We start from the raw sequence: 17,682 nt of genomic DNA, 5'->3' as shown, positions 1-17,682 counted from the left end.
GCGCGCACAAAAAAGCCCCTGATGTCAGCATCAGGGGCTTTTTCGTTACAGAAGATCAGCCTTCTGCTTGTACTTCGTCAGCTTGCATGCCTTTCTGGCCCTGCACAGCGATGAAAGTGACTTTCTGGCCTTCTTTCAGGCTCTTGAAGCCGCTACCTTGAATGGCGCGGAAATGCACGAACAGATCCGGACCGCTTTCTGGAGTGATAAAACCAAAACCTTTCTCGTCGTTAAACCACTTGACGGTGCCGCTCTGACGTTGGGACATTTCTTATTTCCTTTGACGCAAAAATTGATGACAGCCTCTTTCTCATGAAAGAGTACTGGAGCTGGTTGCAGGAGAGTAAGAGGCGTCGAACGGGATGTAGCTAACTTGTAGGCTACTGCCCAGGTCACGATTCCAAGCGACCCATGCAAACACAGTGAACAAACTCTACGCCAACTACGGGAGAAAAAACAAGCCCCGTGGAAGCCGCGTATTGCTTGGCTTGATGACTGTTTCACAGGATGGATAGTGCGGCTTATTCGATAGTGTTGTTCAATTGTTTTCGATTGATATAAGTCAAGTTCACAATCGAAGTGCCTGATCCAGGTATGCACTGTTTTATGGCGGTTGCGTTACAGATTAGTGCACTGTTACGCAACCGCGTTACTTATAGGAACAGTCAATCAACCACGATAGTAGCGTTGTGGAACAAATGGCATTTTGCTTACAAGCAAAGGCACCTTTTTCCCACGTACAATCGCCCAAACCTGGGTATCGAGTGCGATGTAAGCACTGTCGAGGTAACCCATGGCCAAAGGACCGCCCAAGGTCGGTCCGAAGCCGCCGCTGCACACGCTGCCGATGATTTCGCCTGCTTCGTTGACGATTTCCGCACCTTCGCGCACTGGCGTGCGTTCCTGAGGCAGCAGGCCGACGCGTTTACGGCTGACACCGTTTTGTTGCTGGGCGAATACGGTCTCGGCGCCCGGGAATCCTCCGGCACGCGCCCCGTCGGCACGCCGTGGCTTAGAGATGGCCCAGAGCAGGCTGGCTTCGATCGGTGTGGTGTCGGTGTTCATGTCGTGGCCATAGAGGCACAGGCCGGCTTCCAGGCGCAGCGAGTCACGGGCGCCGAGGCCGATGGCCGCGACTTCCGGCTCGGCCAGCAAGGCCCGAGCGAGGGCTTCGGCATCGGCGGCAGGCACGGAGATTTCGAAACCGTCTTCACCGGTGTAGCCCGAACGGCTGACAAAGCAGTCGACGCCGAGCAAGGTCACGCGGGTGAACTGCATGAACGTCATCTTCGCCACTTCAGGGGCCAGGCGCGCGAGCACGGTCACCGCGGCCGGGCCTTGCAGGGCGAGCAGGGCGCGTTCTTCGAACAATGGCTCGATGCTGCATTGATCGCCGATGTGCTGGCGCAGGTGTGCCAGGTCCTGGTCCTTGCAGGCGGCGTTGACCACCAGGAACAACTCGTCGTTCCCGAGGTTGGCGACCATCAGGTCGTCGAGGATGCCACCGTTCTGGTTGGTGAACATCGCATAGCGCTGCATGCCCACCGGCAGGTCGATGATGTCCACCGGCACCAGGGTTTCCAGGGCCTTGGCGGCGTTGGCACCGGTCAGGCGGATCTGGCCCATGTGCGAGACATCGAACAACCCGGCCTGATCACGGGTGTGCTGGTGTTCTTTCATCACGCCCAGTGGGTACTGGACCGGCATGTCGTAGCCGGCGAATGGCACCATGCGCGCACCGAGTTCGATGTGCAGCGCGTGCAGAGGGGTTTTCAACAGTTGTTCGGTGGACATATGCAGCTCCTGAAAATTGCACTGATGCAGATGCGTTCGCATCAGCACTCGATAATGTTGACCGCCAAACCGCCACGGGCGGTTTCCTTGTATTTGCTTTTCATGTCGGCGCCGGTCTGGCGCATGGTGCGGATGACCTTGTCGAGGGAGACGAAGTGTTGACCGTCGCCGCGCAGGGCCATGCGCACCGCATTGATGGCTTTGACCGAGCCCATGGCGTTGCGCTCGATGCACGGCACTTGCACCAGTCCGCCAATCGGGTCGCAGGTCAGGCCGAGGTTGTGTTCCATGCCAATTTCGGCGGCGTTTTCCACTTGCTGCACCGTGCCGCCGAGCACTTCGCAGAGCGCGCCGGCAGCCATTGAGCAGGCCACGCCGACTTCGCCCTGGCAACCGACTTCGGCGCCGGAGATCGAAGCGTTTTCCTTGTACAGAATGCCGATGGCGGCGGCGGTGAGCAGGAATCGCACCACACCGTCTTCGTTGGCGCCGGGGATGAAGCGCATGTAGTAATGCAATACCGCGGGGACGATCCCGGCTGCACCGTTGGTGGGCGCCGTGACCACGCGCCCGCCGTTGGCGTTTTCTTCGTTGACCGCCAGCGCATACAGGTTGACCCAGTCGAGCACCGACAACGGATCGCGCAGCGACGATTCCGGGTTCTTGCACAGTTGTCGATGAAGGGCGGCGGCGCGGCGTTTGACTTTCAAGCCCCCGGGCAGAATCCCTTCGTTACGGCAACCCGCGGCCACGCAGTCCTGCATCACTTGCCAGATTTTCAGCAGGCCGGCGCGGGTTTCCGCTTCCGGGCGCCAGGCGCTTTCGTTGGTCAGCATCACCTGGCTGATGGACAACCCGTAAGTGGCGCAATGGCCGAGCAGGTCCTTGGCGCTTTTGAACGGGAAGGTCAGGGGTGTCGTATCCTCGACGATGCGGTCGGCGCCGGCAGCGTCTTCGTCGACCACAAAACCGCCACCGACCGAGTAATACTCGCGGCTGCGGATCTGGATGCCGGCTGCATCGAAGGCGCGAAAGATCATGCCGTTGGGGTGATAGGCCAATGGCTTGCGAATCATCGCCAGATGGAGTTTTTCGTTGAATTCAATGACGTGCTCACCGAGCAGGTTCAAGCGACCGCTGCTGCGAATCTCATTCAGGCGAGCGGCGATGTTCTCGGTGTTCACGGTGTCCGGGTGTTCACCTTCCAGACCCAGCAACACGGCCTTGTCGCTGCCGTGGCCTTTGCCAGTGGCGCCGAGCGAGCCGTAGAGCTCGACTTTGACGCAGGTGGTGGCTGCCAACAGGTTTTCACGACGCAGGCCTTCGACGAAGCGCGCAGCGGCGCGCATCGGGCCAACGGTGTGGGAGCTGGAGGGGCCGATGCCAATCTTGAACAGGTCGAACACGCTTAACGACATGGTTGTTCTCCGGTTTCTTGTTATAGGCGTAGCGCGAACCTGTAGGAGCAAGGCTTGCCCGCGATGAACGATGATGAGGTCAATCAGGTGGACCCTGTAACGGCTATCGCGGGCAAGCCTTGCTCCTACAGGGGGGAGGTGTGTCCCTACGGAGGGGGGCGGGTGAATCCGCCCCCCTGCATAGATCAAGCGTAGCTTTCGATCGACGGGCAAGCGCAAATCAGGTTGCGGTCGCCGAACACGTTGTCGACCCGACCGACCGGTGGCCAGTATTTGCCTTCGATCAACGAAGCCACTGGATACACCGCTTGCTCACGGCTGTACGGGTGCGTCCACTCGCCAACGATTTCCGCAGCCGTGTGCGGGGCGTTTTTCAGCGGGTTGTCGTCCTTGTCCAGGGTGCCGTTTTCCACTGCGCGGATTTCTTCGCGGATGCAGATCATCGCGTCGCAGAAGCGGTCCAGCTCTTCTTTGGATTCGCTTTCGGTCGGCTCGATCATCAACGTGCCGGCCACCGGGAACGACATGGTCGGGGCGTGGAAGCCGAAATCGATCAGGCGCTTGGCGACGTCATCGACGCTGATGCCGCTGCTGTCTTTCAACGGGCGCAGGTCAAGGATGCATTCGTGGGCGACCAGACCGTTGCTGCCGGTGTAGAGCACTGGGTAGTGTTCTTCGAGGCGACGGGAAATGTAGTTGGCGTTGAGGATTGCCAGTTGCGAAGCCCGCTTGAGGCCTGCGCCGCCCATCATGCGGATGTACATCCAGGTGATCGGCAGAATGCTCGCGCTGCCGAACGGTGCTGCGCAGACCGCGCCTTCCTTGCGTTCCATGGCCGCGTGTCCCGGCAGGAACGGCGTCAGGTGCGATTTCACGCCAATCGGGCCAACACCCGGGCCGCCACCGCCGTGCGGGATACAGAAGGTTTTGTGCAGGTTCAGGTGCGAGACGTCGCCGCCGAACTTGCCCGGTGCGCAGAGACCGACCATGGCGTTCATGTTGGCGCCGTCGATGTACACCTGGCCGCCATTGTCATGAATGATCCCGCAGATTTCGCGGATGCCTTCTTCGAACACGCCGTGGGTCGACGGGTAAGTGATCATCAGCGCGGCGAGGTGCTCGCGGTGTTCGATGGCTTTGGCGCGCAGGTCTTCGATGTCGACGTTGCCGCGAGCATCGCACGCGGTCACGACCACGCGCATACCGGCCATGTTGGCAGTGGCCGGGTTGGTGCCGTGGGCCGACGACGGGATCAGGCAGATGTCGCGGCGTTCTTCGCCACGGCTCTGGTGGTAGGCACGGATTGCCAGCAAGCCGGCGTATTCACCTTGGGAACCGGCGTTCGGTTGCAGCGAAATCGCGTCGTAACCGGTGGCGGCGCAGAGCATCGCTTCCAGTTCATCGGTCAGTTGCTGGTAACCGGCGCTTTGCGCAGGCGGAGCGAACGGGTGCAGGGCGCCGAATTCGGCCCAGGTCACCGGGATCATTTCGCTGGCGGCGTTGAGTTTCATGGTGCACGAACCCAGCGGGATCATGGTGCGATCCAGCGCCAGGTCCTTGTCGGCGAGCTTGCGCAGGTAGCGCATCAGCTCGGTTTCCGAGTGATAGCGGTTGAACACCGGGTGGCTGAGGATCGGCGATTGACGCACCAGTTCAGCCGGGATGCGGCTTTGTACCGAGGCGGCCAGCGCGGCGAAGTCCGGCAGGGCTTTGCCGTCAGCCAGCACGCTCCACAGGGTCTCGATGTCGGCCTGGGTGGTGGTTTCGTCGAGGGACAGACCCAGGCGCTCGCCATCGATGACACGCAGGTTGATGCGCTGGGCGCGGGCCTTGTCGTGCAGGGCAGCGGTGTTGGCGCCAGTGGCCAGGGTCAGGGTGTCGAAGAAGTTTGCTTGCTCAACGTTCAGACCCAGTGCGCTCAAGCCTTTGGCGAGGATCGCGGTCAGGTGATGAATGCGGTTGGCGATCTGCTTCAAGCCTTTAGGGCCGTGATACACGGCGTACATGCTGGCGATGTTGGCCAATAGCACTTGGGCGGTGCAGATGTTGCTGGTGGCTTTCTCGCGGCGGATATGTTGCTCGCGGGTCTGCATGGCCAGGCGCAGGGCCGGCTTGCCGAAACGGTCCACCGAGACGCCGACCAGACGGCCTGGCATGTCGCGCTTGAACGCATCCTTGGTGGAGAAGTAAGCCGCGTGCGGGCCACCGAAGCCCAGCGGCACGCCGAAGCGTTGCGCACTGCCGATGGCCACGTCGGCGCCGAACTCGCCCGGCGGGGTCAGCACGGTCAGGGCCAGCAGGTCAGCAGCGACTGCGACCAGCGCATTAACCGCGTGGAAGCGTTCGGTCAGTTCGCGGTAGTCGAACAGGTCGCCGTTGCTCGCCGGGTATTGCAGCAGCGCGCCGAAGAACGCGCTGACATCCGTCAGTTCACGTTCGTCGCCGACCACCACGTCAATGCCCAACGGCTCGGCACGGGTGCGCAGCACGTCGAGGGTTTGCGGGTGGCTGTGGATCGAGGCGAAGAAGGCGTGGCTGCCCTTGTTCTTGCTCAGGCGTTTGCAGAAGGTCATGGCTTCGGCAGCGGCGGTGGCTTCGTCGAGCAGGGACGCGTTGGCGATCGGCAGGCCGGTCAGGTCGCTGATCAGGGTCTGGAAGTTCAGCAGCGCTTCCAGGCGGCCCTGGGAAATTTCCGGCTGGTACGGGGTGTAGGCGGTGTACCAGGCCGGGTTTTCCAGCAGGTTGCGCAGGATCGGCGACGGCGTATGGCAGTTGTAGTAGCCCTGGCCGATGTAGGTCTTGAACAGTTGGTTCTTGGCGGCAATGGCTTTGATCGAGGCCAGGGCCTCGGCTTCGCTCAAGCCGTCTTCCAGTCCGAGAACGCTGGTGCCTTTGATGCTGTCGGGGATGACGCTGGCGCTCAGGGCTTCCAGCGAGTCAAAGCCGAGGCTGTTGAGCATGGCTTGCTCATCGCCTGCGCGCGGGCCGATGTGGCGTGCGATGAATTCGTTGGCGGTGCTTAGATTTACTTGAGTCATGGCGGCTCCTCAGGCTTCGGCGTTGGCTTTGATCAGACGGTCGTAAGCGTTTTGATCCAGCAGTTTGGCGACAGCCGAGGCGTCGGTAGGCTTGAAGCGGAAGAACCAGCCTTCGCCCAGCGGATCTTCGTTGACCAGTTCAGGGCTGCTGTCCAGCGCCGGGTTCACTTCCAGCACGTCACCGTCCAGTGGCATGTACACGCCGCTGGCGGCTTTTACCGATTCCACGGTGGCCGCTTCAGCGCCTTGTTCGTAGGACTGCAGCTCAGGCAGTTGTACGAAAACCACGTCGCCCAAGGCGTTCTGTGCGAAGGCGGTGATGCCGACCGTAACGCTGCCGTCAGCTTCGGTGCGCAGCCATTCGTGATCTTCAGTAAAACGCAACTCGCTCATGGAAACTCCTAGGGGGCCAGATTCGTCTGGTGGACGCGATTGAATGCTCGTGCAGGGCAGAGCTGAATGTTCAGTGACTTGACAAGAACGTAGCAAGAACGCGGCCAACGTTTTTTATTCGTTATAAATCAATAGGTTGATGATTATTGCGGGCGGGGTGAAAAACACGACTGTAGCGAAATCGCTACAGATTGAGGCGTGTAAAAAAGCCTATGGGGATCAAAGCCTTGCGTAGCGCAGTTTAATCGAGTGTGTAGCGAAATCGTTCCGCTGTAGCGCATTCAGTACAGGTGGAGGTCGCTTTTGGCGTGAAGAATGGGTGCCTTGCGGTCGATTGTGGCGAGGGAGCTTGCTCCCGCTGGGGCGCGAAGCGGCCCTAAAACTTGCAATTGAGTTGCCGCAGATACTTCGTGTTTGCTGGTTTACGACTGCTTCGCCCGAGCGCGGACCGGCCGGCGGGAGCAAGCTCCCTCGCCACGGGGCGATTATCGGGGGTCAGGGCTTGCCGGGAATCCCGTACTTGCGCAATCGATGGGCGATGGCGGTGTGGGAGGTTTGCAGGCGGCTGGCCAGTTGGCGGGTCGAGGGGTAGTTGACGTAGAGCTTTTCCAGCAGGGTTTTCTCGAACGCTTCCACGGCCTGCTCAAGGCTGTCGACATCCACGTCGCTTTCGCGGGCCACCGAGGTGCCGGCGATGTCCAGGTCGCCGATGTCCACCAGGCTGCTTTCACAAATGGCCGCGGCGCGGAAGATCACGTTCTGCAATTGCCGCACATTGCCTGGCCAGCGGTTGCCGAGCAGGGCCGGGTAAGTGCCGGGCGCCAGACGACAGACCGGGCGCTGGATCTGTGCGCAGGCCTGCTGCATGAAATAGCGCGCTAGCAGCAGGATGTCCTGACCGCGCTCACGCAGCGGCGGGACTTCGACGTTGAGCACGTTGAGGCGGTAGAACAGGTCTTCACGGAACGCGCCTTCGCTGACCATTTTTTCCAGGTTGCGGTGGGTGGCGCTGAGGATTCGCACATTGACCTTGACCTCGCGATCGCCACCGACCCGACGGAAGCTGCCATCGTTGAGGAAACGCAACAGTTTGGCCTGCAAGTACGGCGACATTTCGCCGATCTCGTCGAGGAACACCGTGCCCTGGTTGGCCAGTTCCATCAGGCCTGGCTTGCCGCCACGCTGAGCGCCGGTGAAGGCGCCGGGGGCGTAGCCGAACAGCTCGCTTTCGGCGAGGTTCTCCGGGAGTGCCGCGCAGTTCAACGCCAGAAACGGCGCGCTGTGTCGGGTGCTGATGGCATGGCAGGCGCGGGCCACCAGCTCTTTGCCGGTGCCGGTTTCACCCTGGATCAGCAGCGGCGCATCGAGCGCCGCCACCCGTTGCGCGCGGGCCTTTAGGGTGCGGATCGCCGGGGACTCGCCGAGCAACGCATCGAAACCTTCGGCGTGATCGTGGTGCAACGCTGAGAGTTGCTCACCGATGCGATTGGGTTGATACAAGGTCAGCAGGGCCCCGGCATCGGTGATGGGCGTGGCGTCCAGCAGCAAGGTCTGGCCGTTGACGGTGATCTCGCGCAACGGCAGGCGGAAGCCGTTTTCCAGCAGCGTGTCGAGCAGCGCCGGATCGCTGAACAACTCGGCGACGCTTTCCCCGGCCGGTTCACGGCCGTACAAGGCGATCAGTGCCGGGTTGGCCAGCAACACGTTGCCCGCGCTATCGAGGGCCAGCACCGGGTCGGTCATCGCCGCCAGCAACGCGTCGAGTTGCAGGTGCCGACGTTGTCCGGGAAGAATGTCGACCACCGTCACCGCTTGCACGCCGCGCACATTGAACAGCGCATCGCTCAGTTCTTCGAGCACTTGCGGGCTAAGGGTCGGCGCATCGATGTAAACGTTCGGCGGCACCATTTCCACCGCATCCAGGTTGAGATTGCGCCCACCGAGCAAGGCCAGGACTTCCTGGGTGATGCCGACGCGGTCGATGAAGCTGACGTGGATACGCATGGGACGGTTCAGTGTTCTGGAGTGCGGAGGGTGGCAAGTATGCCTTGGAGCGGGGTGTCAGGTGAAATTCGTAATCAAATTGTAGGAGCAAAGCTTGCTCGCGATGAACGATAACGCGGTGTATCAGTTACACCACGGTGCCTGCATCGCGAGCAAGCTTTGCTCCCACAGGTTATGGGTTATTACAGGTGTTCAGGCTTCACCGGATCTCCGGATTTCACATCGAGCTGCTTGCGTACGTCTTCGAACATTTCGTCGTAGTACTTGTGCAACGAGCTGATGTTGGCAGTCTTGGGCATGCCGTATTTCTGTGCGATGCGCGTGGCGTGTCGAGCAAAGTCGAAGGCCTGGTCTTTGGCCAGGAAGAAGTCTTCCTTCAGGTCCTTGCCCTCGACCGAACCATGCACCGTGAAAAGCATGCCTATACCTTCCTTGGGGTCGGTGGCGATCGCATAGTCGATGCACAGGTTGTAGCTGAAGTCGTCCTTGTTCAGTGCATGGCGCTCGATGTGCAAGTGACCGGGCTCAAATATGGCCATGGACATCTCCTTCAAAGGCGTTGAAACGGGGCAGGTTCAAGTCCTGCCCGGTTGGTTTTACAGGTAAGTGATACCAGGTTCAGCCGTGCTGATTCGGGTGCCGGCCCTACCCTGGACGATCGCTTCGATGTCCGAGAGTGAACCGATCACCGCGACTTTGCCAGTGTTGCGGGCGAACTCGCAGGCAGCCTGGACCTTCGGCCCCATGGAGCCGGCGGCAAAATCGAGTTTTTCGATGTCGTCCGGGTGGGCCCGGGCGATGGCTTTCTGGGTCGGCTTGCCAAAGTCGATAAACGCGGCGTTGACGTCGGTGGCGATCACCAGCAAGTCACTTTCCAGTTGTTCGGCCAGCAGCGCCGAGCACAGGTCTTTGTCGATCACCGCTTCCACGCCCTTGAGCTTGCGGTGCTCGTCGTACATCGTCGGAATGCCGCCACCGCCTGCGCAGATCACGATGCTGCCTTTTTCCAGCAGCCACTTGACCGGGCGGATTTCGAAGATGCGCTTGGGTTTCGGGCTGGCCACCACGCGGCGGAATTTGTCGCCGTCCGGGGCAATGGCCCAGCCTTTTTCGGCGGCGAGTTTTTCTGCTTCGGCCTTGGAATAGACCGGGCCGATGGGCTTGCTCGGGTGTTGGAACGCCGGGTCATTGGGGTCGACTTCGACTTGGGTCAGCAGGGTCGCGAAGGGCACTTCGAAGTCCAGCAGATTGCCCAGTTCCTGTTCGATGATGTAGCCGATCATCCCATCGGTTTCAGCACCCAGCACGTCCAGCGGATAAGGGCTGACAGAGGTGTAGGCGGCCGCTTGCAACGACAGCAGACCGATTTGCGGGCCATTGCCGTGGGCGATCACCAGTTGATTGCCGGGATGGATCTTGGCGATCTGTTCCGTGGCAACCCGGATATTGCCGCGTTGATTGTCCGCGGTCATGGGCTCACCACGGCGGAGCAGGGCGTTACCGCCCAGTGCAATGACGATACGCATAATGCAATCCTTCTGAAATTCGGTGATCCCGTAGGAGCTGCTTTTGTGGCGAGCGAGCTTGCTCGCGCTCGAGCGCAGCGGTCGCAATCAGGCAGAATACGGCGCAACTGGTGCGACACGATTGAAGCCTTTACGACTGCTGCGCCCGAGCGCGGACCGGCCGGCGGGAGCAAGCTCCCTCGCCACAAAAACTGCTTCCACAAAAAGGAAGCGTCAGCCTGTTAGATATCCGCCAGCGCCGAGACCAGGATCGCCTTGATGGTGTGCATGCGGTTTTCCGCTTGCTCGAAGGCGATGTTGGCGGGCGATTCGAATACTTCTTCAGTTACCTCAACGCCGTTGGCCAGGTGCGGATAGCGCGCCGCAATGTCCTTGCCGACCTTGGTTTCGCTGTTGTGGAACGCCGGCAGGCAATGCATGAATTTCACCCGGGGATTGCCCGAGGCTTTCATCATTTTAGCGTTGACCTGGTACGGCAGCAGTTGTTCGATGCGCTCGTCCCACGCTTCGACCGGCTCACCCATCGACACCCAGATGTCGGTATGAATGAAGTCCACACCCTTGACCGCTTCGGCAGGGTCTTCGGTGATGGTAATGCGTGCGCCGCTTTCTTCTGCGAAGGCTTTGCACTGATCGATGAAGTCCTGATGGGGCCACAGCGCTTTCGGTGCGCCGATGCGTACGTCCATGCCGAGTTTGGCGCCGATCATCAGCAGCGAATTGCCCATGTTGTAGCGCGCATCACCAAGGTAGGCGTAGCTGATGTCATGCAGCGGCTTGTCGCTGTGCTCGCGCATGGTCAGGGTGTCGGCGATCATTTGCGTTGGATGGAACTCGGCGGTCAGGCCGTTGAACACCGGCACGCCAGCGAACGTGGCCAGCTCTTCGACGATTTCCTGTTCGAAGCCGCGGTACTCGATGGCATCGAACATCCGTCCGAGAACGCGGGCGGTGTCTTTCATGCTTTCCTTGTGGCCGATCTGCGACGACACCGGGTCGATGTAGGTGACGTGAGCTCCTTGGTCATGGGCCGCGACTTCGAAGGCGCAACGGGTGCGGGTCGAGGTTTTTTCAAAGATCAGCGCGATATTCTTACCTTTGAGGTGCGGCTGTTCGGTGCCGGTGTACTTGGCACGTTTCAGATCGCGGGACAGGTCCAGCAGGTAGTGCAACTCGCGATTGGTGTGGTGCATCAGCGAGAGCAGGCTGCGATTACGCATGTTGAAAGCCATGATGTGGATCTCCTTGGATTTCGGTTATCCCCAAGGCCGGCGCTTTATAAGCGCTGGCCCTGGTTTGAAGGTTAATAGTCGATCGGGTCGCGGATGATCGGGCAGGTCATGCAGTGGCCGCCGCCACGGCCACGGCCGAGTTCGCTGGCGCTGATGGTGATGACCTCGACCCCGGCCTTGCGCAGCAAGGTGTTGGTGTAGGTATTGCGGTCGTAGCCGATTACCACGCCAGGTTCCAAGGCCACCACGTTGTTGCCGTCGTCCCACTGTTCGCGTTCGGCGGCGAAGCTGTTGCCGCCGGTTTCGACGACGCGCAGGGCCTTGAGGTTGAGCGCGGCGGCCACGGTGTCGAGGAAGCTGGTTTCTTCGCGGCGGATATCGATACCGCCCGGTTTGCTTTCGTCAGGGCGCAGGGTGAAGGCCACAATCTGGCTGACCACTTCCGGGAAGATCGTCACCAGGTCGCGGTCGCAGAAGCTGAACACCGTGTCCAGGTGCATCGCCGCGCGGGATTTCGGCAGGCCGGCAACGATTACCCGCTCGACCGCTTTGTGCTTGAACAGGTTCAGCGCCAGTTGACCGATGGCCTGACGGGACGTGCGTTCGCCCATGCCGATCAACACCACGCCGTTACCGATGGGCATCACATCGCCGCCTTCCAGCGTGGCGTTGCCGTGCTCCTGATCCGGGTCGCCGTACCAGACCTGGAAGTCGGCGTTGGTGAACTCCGGATGGAATTTGTAGATGGCGCTGGCCAGCAGGGTTTCCTGACGGCGCGCCGGCCAGTGCATCGGGTTCAGCGTGACGCCGCCATAGATCCAGCAGGTGGTGTCGCGGGTGAATTGGGTGTTCGGCAGCGGCGGCAGAATGAAGCTGGAGTGGCCGAGGAAGTCGCGGAACATTTCGATGGTCTTGCCACCGAAGCTGTTGGGCAGGTCATCGGCCGACACGCCGCCAATCAGGAATTCGGCGATCTTGCGCGGCTCAAGGCTGCGCAACCAGGCGTCGACTTCGTGGACCAGGCCGACACCCACCGAGTTGGCGGTGATCTTGCGTTGCAGAATCCAGCCCAGCGCTTCTGGGTTGGCGACGATGTCGGTCAGCAGGTTGTGCATTTCCAGCACGTCGATATCGCGCTCGCGCATTTTGGTGACGAAGTCGAAATGGTCACGCTTGGCCTGGGCTACCCACAGCACATCGTCGAAAAGCAGTTCGTCGCAGTTGTTCGGGGTCAGCCGCTGGTGAGCCAGACCGGGGGAGCACACCATGACTTTGCGCAGTTTGCCGGCTTCGGAATGTACGCCGTACTTCACTTTTTCCGTGGTCATTTCAGATCCTCCAGATAACAAAACAGTCGAATGGTTCAGGTGCTACAGGGTCAGGAAGCCGTCGTAGAGTCCATAGGCCGCCACCAGGGCGCCAATGACTACCGCGGTGAAAATCAGCTTCTCGACGTTGGTGAAAACCGCTTTGCCCAACTCGCGCTTGGCCTTGGCGAACAGGATTGCGCCGGGGGCATAGAGCAGGGCGGACAGCAGCAGGTATTTGATGCCGCCTGCATACAGCAGCCAGATCGCATAGATCAGCGCGATGGCGCCGATGACCAGGTCTTTCTTGCGTTCGGCCAGGGCGTTTTCGTAGCTCTCGCCGCGCACCGCCAGCAGCAGGGCGTAGGCCGCCGACCACAGGTAAGGCACCAGAATCATCGAAGTGGCGAGGTAGATCAGCGACAGGTAAGTACTGGCCGAGAACAGGGTGATGACCAGGAAAATCTGCACCATCGCGTTGGTCAGCCACAAGGCATTGACCGGTACCTGTTTGGAGTTTTCCTTACGCAGGAACTCCGGCATGGTGTGGTCTTTGGCGGCGGCGAACATGATCTCCGCACACAGCAGCACCCACGACAGCAATGCACCGAGCAACGAGATGACCAGGCCGACACTGATCAGTACCGCGCCCCAGTGACCGACGACGTGCTCGAGTACGGCAGCCATCGACGGGTTTTGCAGTTTGGCCAACGCCGGTTGAGTCATGATGCCCAGTGACAGCACGTTCACCAGCATCAGGAACAACAGCACGGTGATGAAGCCAATGACGGTGGCTTTACCGACGTCCGAACGTTTTTCCGCCCGGGCCGAAAAGATGCTCGCGCCTTCGATGCCGATGAACACCCAGACGGTGACCAGCATCATGTTGCGCACCTGGTTCATTACGCTGCCCAGGTCCGGGTTTTTCAGGCCCCAGATGTCGGCGGTAAAGATGTCGAGTTTGAAGGCGAAGATCGCGATCAAGACGAACAGCACCAGTGGCACGACTTTGGCGACGGTGGTCACCAGGTTGATGAACGCCGCTTCCTTGATCCCGCGCAGCACCAGAAAGTGCACGGCCCACAACAGCAGCGAAGCGCCGATCACCGCCGCAGGCGTATTTCCCTCCCCAAATAGCGGGAAGAAGTAGCCGAGGGTACTGAACAGGAGTACGAAGTACCCCACGTTACCCAGCCAGGCGCTGATCCAGTAACCCCAGGCGGACGAGAAACCCATGTAGTCGCCGAAACCGGCCTTGGCGTAGGCGTAGACACCGCCATCGAGGTCAGGCTTGCGGTTGGCGAGGGTCTGGAAGACGAACGCCAGGGTCAACATGCCCACGGCGGTAATGACCCAACCAATCAGCACTGCGCCGACATCGGCACTGGCGGCCATGTTTTGCGGTAAAGAGAATATCCCGCCCCCAATCATGGAACCTACTACCAGGGCGACTAAGGCGCCGAGTCGTAGTTTTCCGGAAGATTCAGACATGCATGACTCCATTGCCGGAGAAGAGAGAGCCACACTCTAAATCCGCTCGCTGACAGGACAGCTGATCTGGATCAGTTGATGGCCACATTCCATTGTTAATGACTGATGTGTGAATACTTCCTGAATAGAGCGTGTGTGCCACAAGAAGCCTGTTCCAGAGGGCTTTCTATAAATTAACCGGGGATGGCTGCTAATCGCTGCGAGCCTTGAAGCTAGTTGTTTTTCCAGAATGCGAAAATTTTGCACATCTGTTTTCAGTACAGAATTTATGTATCTGGAATGCCCCACAAAACCGGCAAAGTGCCTTCATGGCATAGATGAGAGCATTCTGAATAAGCATTGTTTTTTGCCGTTATTTTATTAGCGTCATATCACGTTGCCTATTTAATGAATTGAACACTTGTTATGGTTTCAAAACATGACAAACAGTCGACTCGAGATGAGAGGTAAGGATGTCGCAACCGGCGCAAACGCTTCGACTCGGCGGGCTGTTGTGGTGAAGCTGTTGCTTGACTATCAGCCGCCTTATGACTGGCCGGCGATGCTCGGCTTTTTGTCGGCGCGGGCGATTGCCGGGATGGAGTCGGTGGTCGATGGTGTGTACTCGCGCAGCATCAGCCTGAACGGTGTGCACGGCACGTTTTCGATTACGCCAGCGGCTGATAATGCGCTGGAGGTAAGGCTGTGCTTCCCCGATGCGTCAGTCGTGCCCGAGATCATTACGCGGTTGCGGCGGATGTTCGATCTGGACGTGGACTTGCCGCTTATCCACCAGCAACTGGCGGTTGATCCGTTGATGGCAAGGTTGATTGCCGAGCGTCCTGGTTTACGTGTGCCGGGGACCTGGGATGGTCTGGAGCTGGCGATACGTGCAGTGCTGGGCCAGCAGATCACGGTCGGCGCCGCGATCAAGCTGGCGGGTAAGTTGGTGGCGCAGTATGGCGAACCGTTGTCTGCGCCGCTGTCAGGATTGACTCATGTGTTTCCGCAAGCGGCGGTGTTGGCGACAGCGGATCTGGCAACGTTGGGAATGCCGAAAAGCCGTGGGCGGACGCTGTCTGGCGTGGCGCAGGCATTGCTTGACGATCCCTTGTTGTTTGAACCGGGTCGGGACGACGGTATTGCGCGATTGCTGGCATTGTGGGGGATTGGCGACTGGACGGCGCAGTACATCGCGTTGCGACAGATGCGCGAGATGGATGCGTTTCCGTCAGGCGATGTGGGATTGATCAACGCGCTGGCGGCGCTGGAAGGCGGGCCGGTGACGCCGCGCGAGTTGTTGGCCCGTGCCGAGGCTTGGCGACCATGTCGGGCGTATGCGGCGCAGCTGCTGTGGACGTCGTTGGTTCGCATCGATTGATCGTTCCCACGTTCCGGTGGGAACGATCATGGGGGCTCACCATCGCGCCCGATGTGACCCCAATTCCCCGGCCGGAATGGCCCACTGCAACGGCGTGCCGGTTATTTTCAGCGGTACATGCAACCGATGCGCCGGGCCCCAGGGTGTCTGTTCGATCACCATTCCCTGATCGTTGTCATCTTCAGGCCGCAAGGCCTCATCCGTTCCCGGACCCTGTTCAACCAGCAACTTTGCCGTGCGCGCCAGAGACAATCGTGCCGAGCCACTGCGTCCGCTATTTAATTGCTCGGCCAACAACTTGATCGCACTGGCCGCCATCAGGTAACCGGTGGCGTGGTCCAGCGCCTGAACCGGCAAGGGTGTCGGTTTGTCCGCCTGCTTCCACCCCATCCCGGCCTCGGCGATGCCGCTGCTCATTTGCACCAGGCTGTCGAAACCACGACGGTTTTGCCAAGGGCCGCTCCAGCCGTACGCATTGAGGCAAACGTCGATCAGGCCGGGGGCGAGTTCCTGCCGTTCGGCGGTGCCGTAGCCGAGGTGTTCGAGGGCATTGGCGCGGTAACCGTGGAGCAGGATGTCGGCGTCCTTGAGCAAGCTTTCGAATACCCCGCGATCGACGCTGTTGTGCAGGTCGAGGCGGGCGCAGCGTTTACCCAGGGTGACTTCCGGAATCACACCCGGTTCGTTCCACTGCGGTGGATCAATGCGCAGCACATCGGCACCCAGTCCCGCAAGGAAGCGGCTGGCAACGGGCCCGGCGAGGACGCGGGTCAGGTCCAGCACCTTGATGCCCGCCAGCGGTTGTGCGACCGAACCTTGCCAGGCTTTCGAGCGTTCGCTGTTGCCGGCGGAAAAATCAATCAGTGGCTCGGCGTTGACCGCCAACCCTTGAGGGTGTGACTGCCATTGTGGCCATGAGCGCATTTCAGCGGCGCAACCACCAGCCTCGACTATCGCGTGTTCCAGATCTCTTTTGCTCCATTGAGCGACCTTGGCGGCCATCGCGCTACGATCAAAGCAGTGTCCCAGCACCTGCTCGGCGGCGCTGCGGTGATGGGGGGCATTGGTGTGCAGGCGAATCCAGCCGTCCTGGGTCGCGTAGTCCCCTGCGATGGAGTCCCACAGCGGTGGCACGTTCCAGCCGATCGGGCGGATCGATGTGGCAAACCAGAAGGAGGCGAGACGACGGTCGACTTCAAGGGCCGGTAACCGACCGGTCTGTTGCCGGAGCAATTCGCAGGCGGCCTGGCCGGCAGCCGCGATGCTGGCGCTGGCGAGGTCCGTCACGGCAAACACCGAGGGCAGGGCGCCTTTGGAGGTAAAGGTGATCGCAGTAGCGGGCAAGCCGAGCGCGGCTTGAATGGACGTCAGGAAATCAGTCATCGAAGGCCCTCCGGAAGAGAGCACCGATAATAGAACAAAAGATCACAATCTGTAGGCGCCCCCCCGCTCCTACAGAAAGCAAGGCCAGTTGAGCCTGGAAGATTGAATCAGGCCAATTCAGGGGTTGTGGCGTAAGCCTGTTCCAGCAGCACGGTGAAGCGGTTGAAGGCGTCGATGGCGCCTTTCTCGACTGCGGCTTCTTCTTCGGCACTGAACTCAAGACCGTCGAGGGTTTTGACGAAGCGTTTCCAGCCTTCGGCGCGGCCACCGGCAGGTTCTCCCAGGTGACGGGCACCAAAGGTTTCGCTCAAACCCAGGCTAACGGCACGCTTGATCAGGAACGCGGCACCGAGTTTCGACCCTTCGGAGACGAAGATCCAGCCCAGGGCTTCGGCCTTGCCCGGGTTTTTCACGGCACCGGCCACCGGGGCCGGGACGTCGGTTTCCAGGTCAGCCAGGTCAGCCTTGGCGGCGTCGGCACGGCAACGCTGCGGCAGGTCCGGGACGATGGCGATCAGCTCGGCATCGTTGTACAGCGACACCAGTTCTGACTGGAACAGGTACTGGGCAACCACGAAGCGGGCGAAGTTGGCTTGGGATTCGAACGGTGCATGGGCTTTCACCAGCGCGTCGAGCTTGCTGTGTGGCTCATTAGTGATCTGGTTCAGGCGTTGCGAGCGCAGGCTCGGGCGTTCAGAGGTATGGGCAGCGGTCATGAAGAGGTCCTTGAGAATGA

14 protein-coding genes are annotated in these 17,682 nt (G+C 60.3%); 1 reads left to right on the top strand and 13 read right to left on the bottom strand.

What is annotated here, in order from left to right; translation table 11 throughout:
* Positions 1-55: 55 nt before the first annotated feature.
* The 11 genes from AO353_RS03515 to arcD all read right to left on the bottom strand — a co-directional run bounded on the left by AO353_RS03515 (position 56) and on the right by arcD (position 14,203).
* Complete coding sequence (locus AO353_RS03515; protein ID WP_019693243.1) at positions 56-268, bottom strand: cold-shock protein; 213 nt, start codon at positions 266-268, stop codon at positions 56-58.
* A gap of 401 nt (positions 269-669) precedes the next feature.
* Complete coding sequence (gene gcvT / locus AO353_RS03510) at positions 670-1,794, bottom strand: glycine cleavage system aminomethyltransferase GcvT (protein ID WP_054593704.1); 1,125 nt, start codon at positions 1,792-1,794, stop codon at positions 670-672.
* Between the two features lie 41 nt (positions 1,795-1,835).
* Entirely contained in the window at positions 1,836-3,212 is a 1,377-nt protein-coding gene (locus tag AO353_RS03505) for an L-serine ammonia-lyase (RefSeq protein ID WP_054593703.1), read from the bottom strand.
* Positions 3,213-3,397: 185 nt separating this feature from the next.
* Positions 3,398-6,250, bottom strand: coding sequence for an aminomethyl-transferring glycine dehydrogenase (gcvP, locus tag AO353_RS03500; protein WP_054593702.1), 2,853 nt, complete (start codon positions 6,248-6,250; stop codon positions 3,398-3,400).
* 9 nt (positions 6,251-6,259) lie between these two features.
* Positions 6,260-6,643 (bottom strand): glycine cleavage system protein GcvH, encoded by a 384-nt coding sequence (gene gcvH, locus AO353_RS03495; RefSeq protein WP_054593701.1) that lies wholly within the window; start codon positions 6,641-6,643, stop codon positions 6,260-6,262.
* A 495-nt stretch (positions 6,644-7,138) separates the two neighbouring features.
* On the bottom strand, positions 7,139-8,647 hold the full coding sequence (locus AO353_RS03490; RefSeq protein ID WP_054593700.1) for a sigma-54-dependent transcriptional regulator: 1,509 nt from the start codon (positions 8,645-8,647) through the stop codon (positions 7,139-7,141).
* Between the two features lie 182 nt (positions 8,648-8,829).
* Positions 8,830-9,186: a DUF5064 family protein gene (locus AO353_RS03485; protein ID WP_054593699.1), complete on the bottom strand. Its 357-nt coding sequence runs from the start codon at positions 9,184-9,186 to the stop codon at positions 8,830-8,832.
* Between the two features lie 57 nt (positions 9,187-9,243).
* Positions 9,244-10,173 (bottom strand): carbamate kinase, encoded by a 930-nt coding sequence (arcC, locus tag AO353_RS03480; protein ID WP_054593698.1) that lies wholly within the window; start codon positions 10,171-10,173, stop codon positions 9,244-9,246.
* Between the two features lie 221 nt (positions 10,174-10,394).
* Positions 10,395-11,405, bottom strand: a complete 1,011-nt coding sequence (locus AO353_RS03475) for an ornithine carbamoyltransferase (RefSeq protein ID WP_054593697.1) — start codon at positions 11,403-11,405, stop codon at positions 10,395-10,397.
* Positions 11,406-11,476: 71 nt separating this feature from the next.
* Entirely contained in the window at positions 11,477-12,733 is a 1,257-nt protein-coding gene (gene arcA, locus AO353_RS03470; RefSeq protein ID WP_054593696.1) for an arginine deiminase, read from the bottom strand.
* Positions 12,734-12,775: 42 nt separating this feature from the next.
* Positions 12,776-14,203 (bottom strand): arginine-ornithine antiporter, encoded by a 1,428-nt coding sequence (arcD, locus tag AO353_RS03465; RefSeq protein WP_054593695.1) that lies wholly within the window; start codon positions 14,201-14,203, stop codon positions 12,776-12,778.
* A gap of 496 nt (positions 14,204-14,699) precedes the next feature.
* On the opposite strand from arcD, the gene AO353_RS03460 reads away from it, so the two are divergent.
* A complete protein-coding gene (locus AO353_RS03460; RefSeq protein ID WP_054598164.1) occupies positions 14,700-15,563 on the top strand; it encodes a DNA-3-methyladenine glycosylase family protein in 864 nt (287 codons plus the stop codon).
* 36 nt (positions 15,564-15,599) lie between these two features.
* On the opposite strand, the gene AO353_RS03455 is transcribed toward AO353_RS03460, so the two are convergent.
* Entirely contained in the window at positions 15,600-16,946 is a 1,347-nt protein-coding gene (locus tag AO353_RS03455; RefSeq protein WP_054593694.1) for a CoA transferase, read from the bottom strand.
* 107 nt (positions 16,947-17,053) lie between these two features.
* On the bottom strand, positions 17,054-17,662 hold the full coding sequence (locus AO353_RS03450; protein ID WP_054598163.1) for a biliverdin-producing heme oxygenase: 609 nt from the start codon (positions 17,660-17,662) through the stop codon (positions 17,054-17,056).
* Between the last annotated feature and the right edge of the window lie 20 nt (positions 17,663-17,682).

This window comes from Pseudomonas fluorescens, assembly GCF_001307155.1.
In the GTDB taxonomy this organism is placed as follows: Bacteria; Pseudomonadota; Gammaproteobacteria; order Pseudomonadales; family Pseudomonadaceae; genus Aquipseudomonas; species Aquipseudomonas helvetica.
This window is presented reverse-complemented; position numbering and strand designations above follow the sequence as displayed.

Excerpts from the sequence above, each read along its gene's own strand:
- AO353_RS03490 (WP_054593700.1), bottom strand. The coding sequence starts at position 8,647 with ATGCGTATCCACGTCAGCTTCATCGACCGCGTCGGCATCACCCAGGAA.
- AO353_RS03485 (WP_054593699.1), bottom strand. The coding sequence starts at position 9,186 with ATGGCCATATTTGAGCCCGGTCACTTGCACATCGAGCGCCATGCACTG.
- AO353_RS03450 (WP_054598163.1), bottom strand. The coding sequence starts at position 17,662 with ATGACCGCTGCCCATACCTCTGAACGCCCGAGCCTGCGCTCGCAACGC.
- gcvP (WP_054593702.1), bottom strand. The coding sequence starts at position 6,250 with ATGACTCAAGTAAATCTAAGCACCGCCAACGAATTCATCGCACGCCAC.
- arcA (WP_054593696.1), bottom strand. The coding sequence starts at position 12,733 with ATGACCACGGAAAAAGTGAAGTACGGCGTACATTCCGAAGCCGGCAAA.
- AO353_RS03515 (WP_019693243.1), bottom strand. The coding sequence starts at position 268 with ATGTCCCAACGTCAGAGCGGCACCGTCAAGTGGTTTAACGACGAGAAA.
- AO353_RS03505 (WP_054593703.1), bottom strand. The coding sequence starts at position 3,212 with ATGTCGTTAAGCGTGTTCGACCTGTTCAAGATTGGCATCGGCCCCTCC.
- gcvT (WP_054593704.1), bottom strand. The coding sequence starts at position 1,794 with ATGTCCACCGAACAACTGTTGAAAACCCCTCTGCACGCGCTGCACATC.
- AO353_RS03455 (WP_054593694.1), bottom strand. The coding sequence starts at position 16,946 with ATGACTGATTTCCTGACGTCCATTCAAGCCGCGCTCGGCTTGCCCGCT.
- AO353_RS03475 (WP_054593697.1), bottom strand. The coding sequence starts at position 11,405 with ATGGCTTTCAACATGCGTAATCGCAGCCTGCTCTCGCTGATGCACCAC.
- arcD (WP_054593695.1), bottom strand. The coding sequence starts at position 14,203 with ATGTCTGAATCTTCCGGAAAACTACGACTCGGCGCCTTAGTCGCCCTG.
- arcC (WP_054593698.1), bottom strand. The coding sequence starts at position 10,173 with ATGCGTATCGTCATTGCACTGGGCGGTAACGCCCTGCTCCGCCGTGGT.
- gcvH (WP_054593701.1), bottom strand. The coding sequence starts at position 6,643 with ATGAGCGAGTTGCGTTTTACTGAAGATCACGAATGGCTGCGCACCGAA.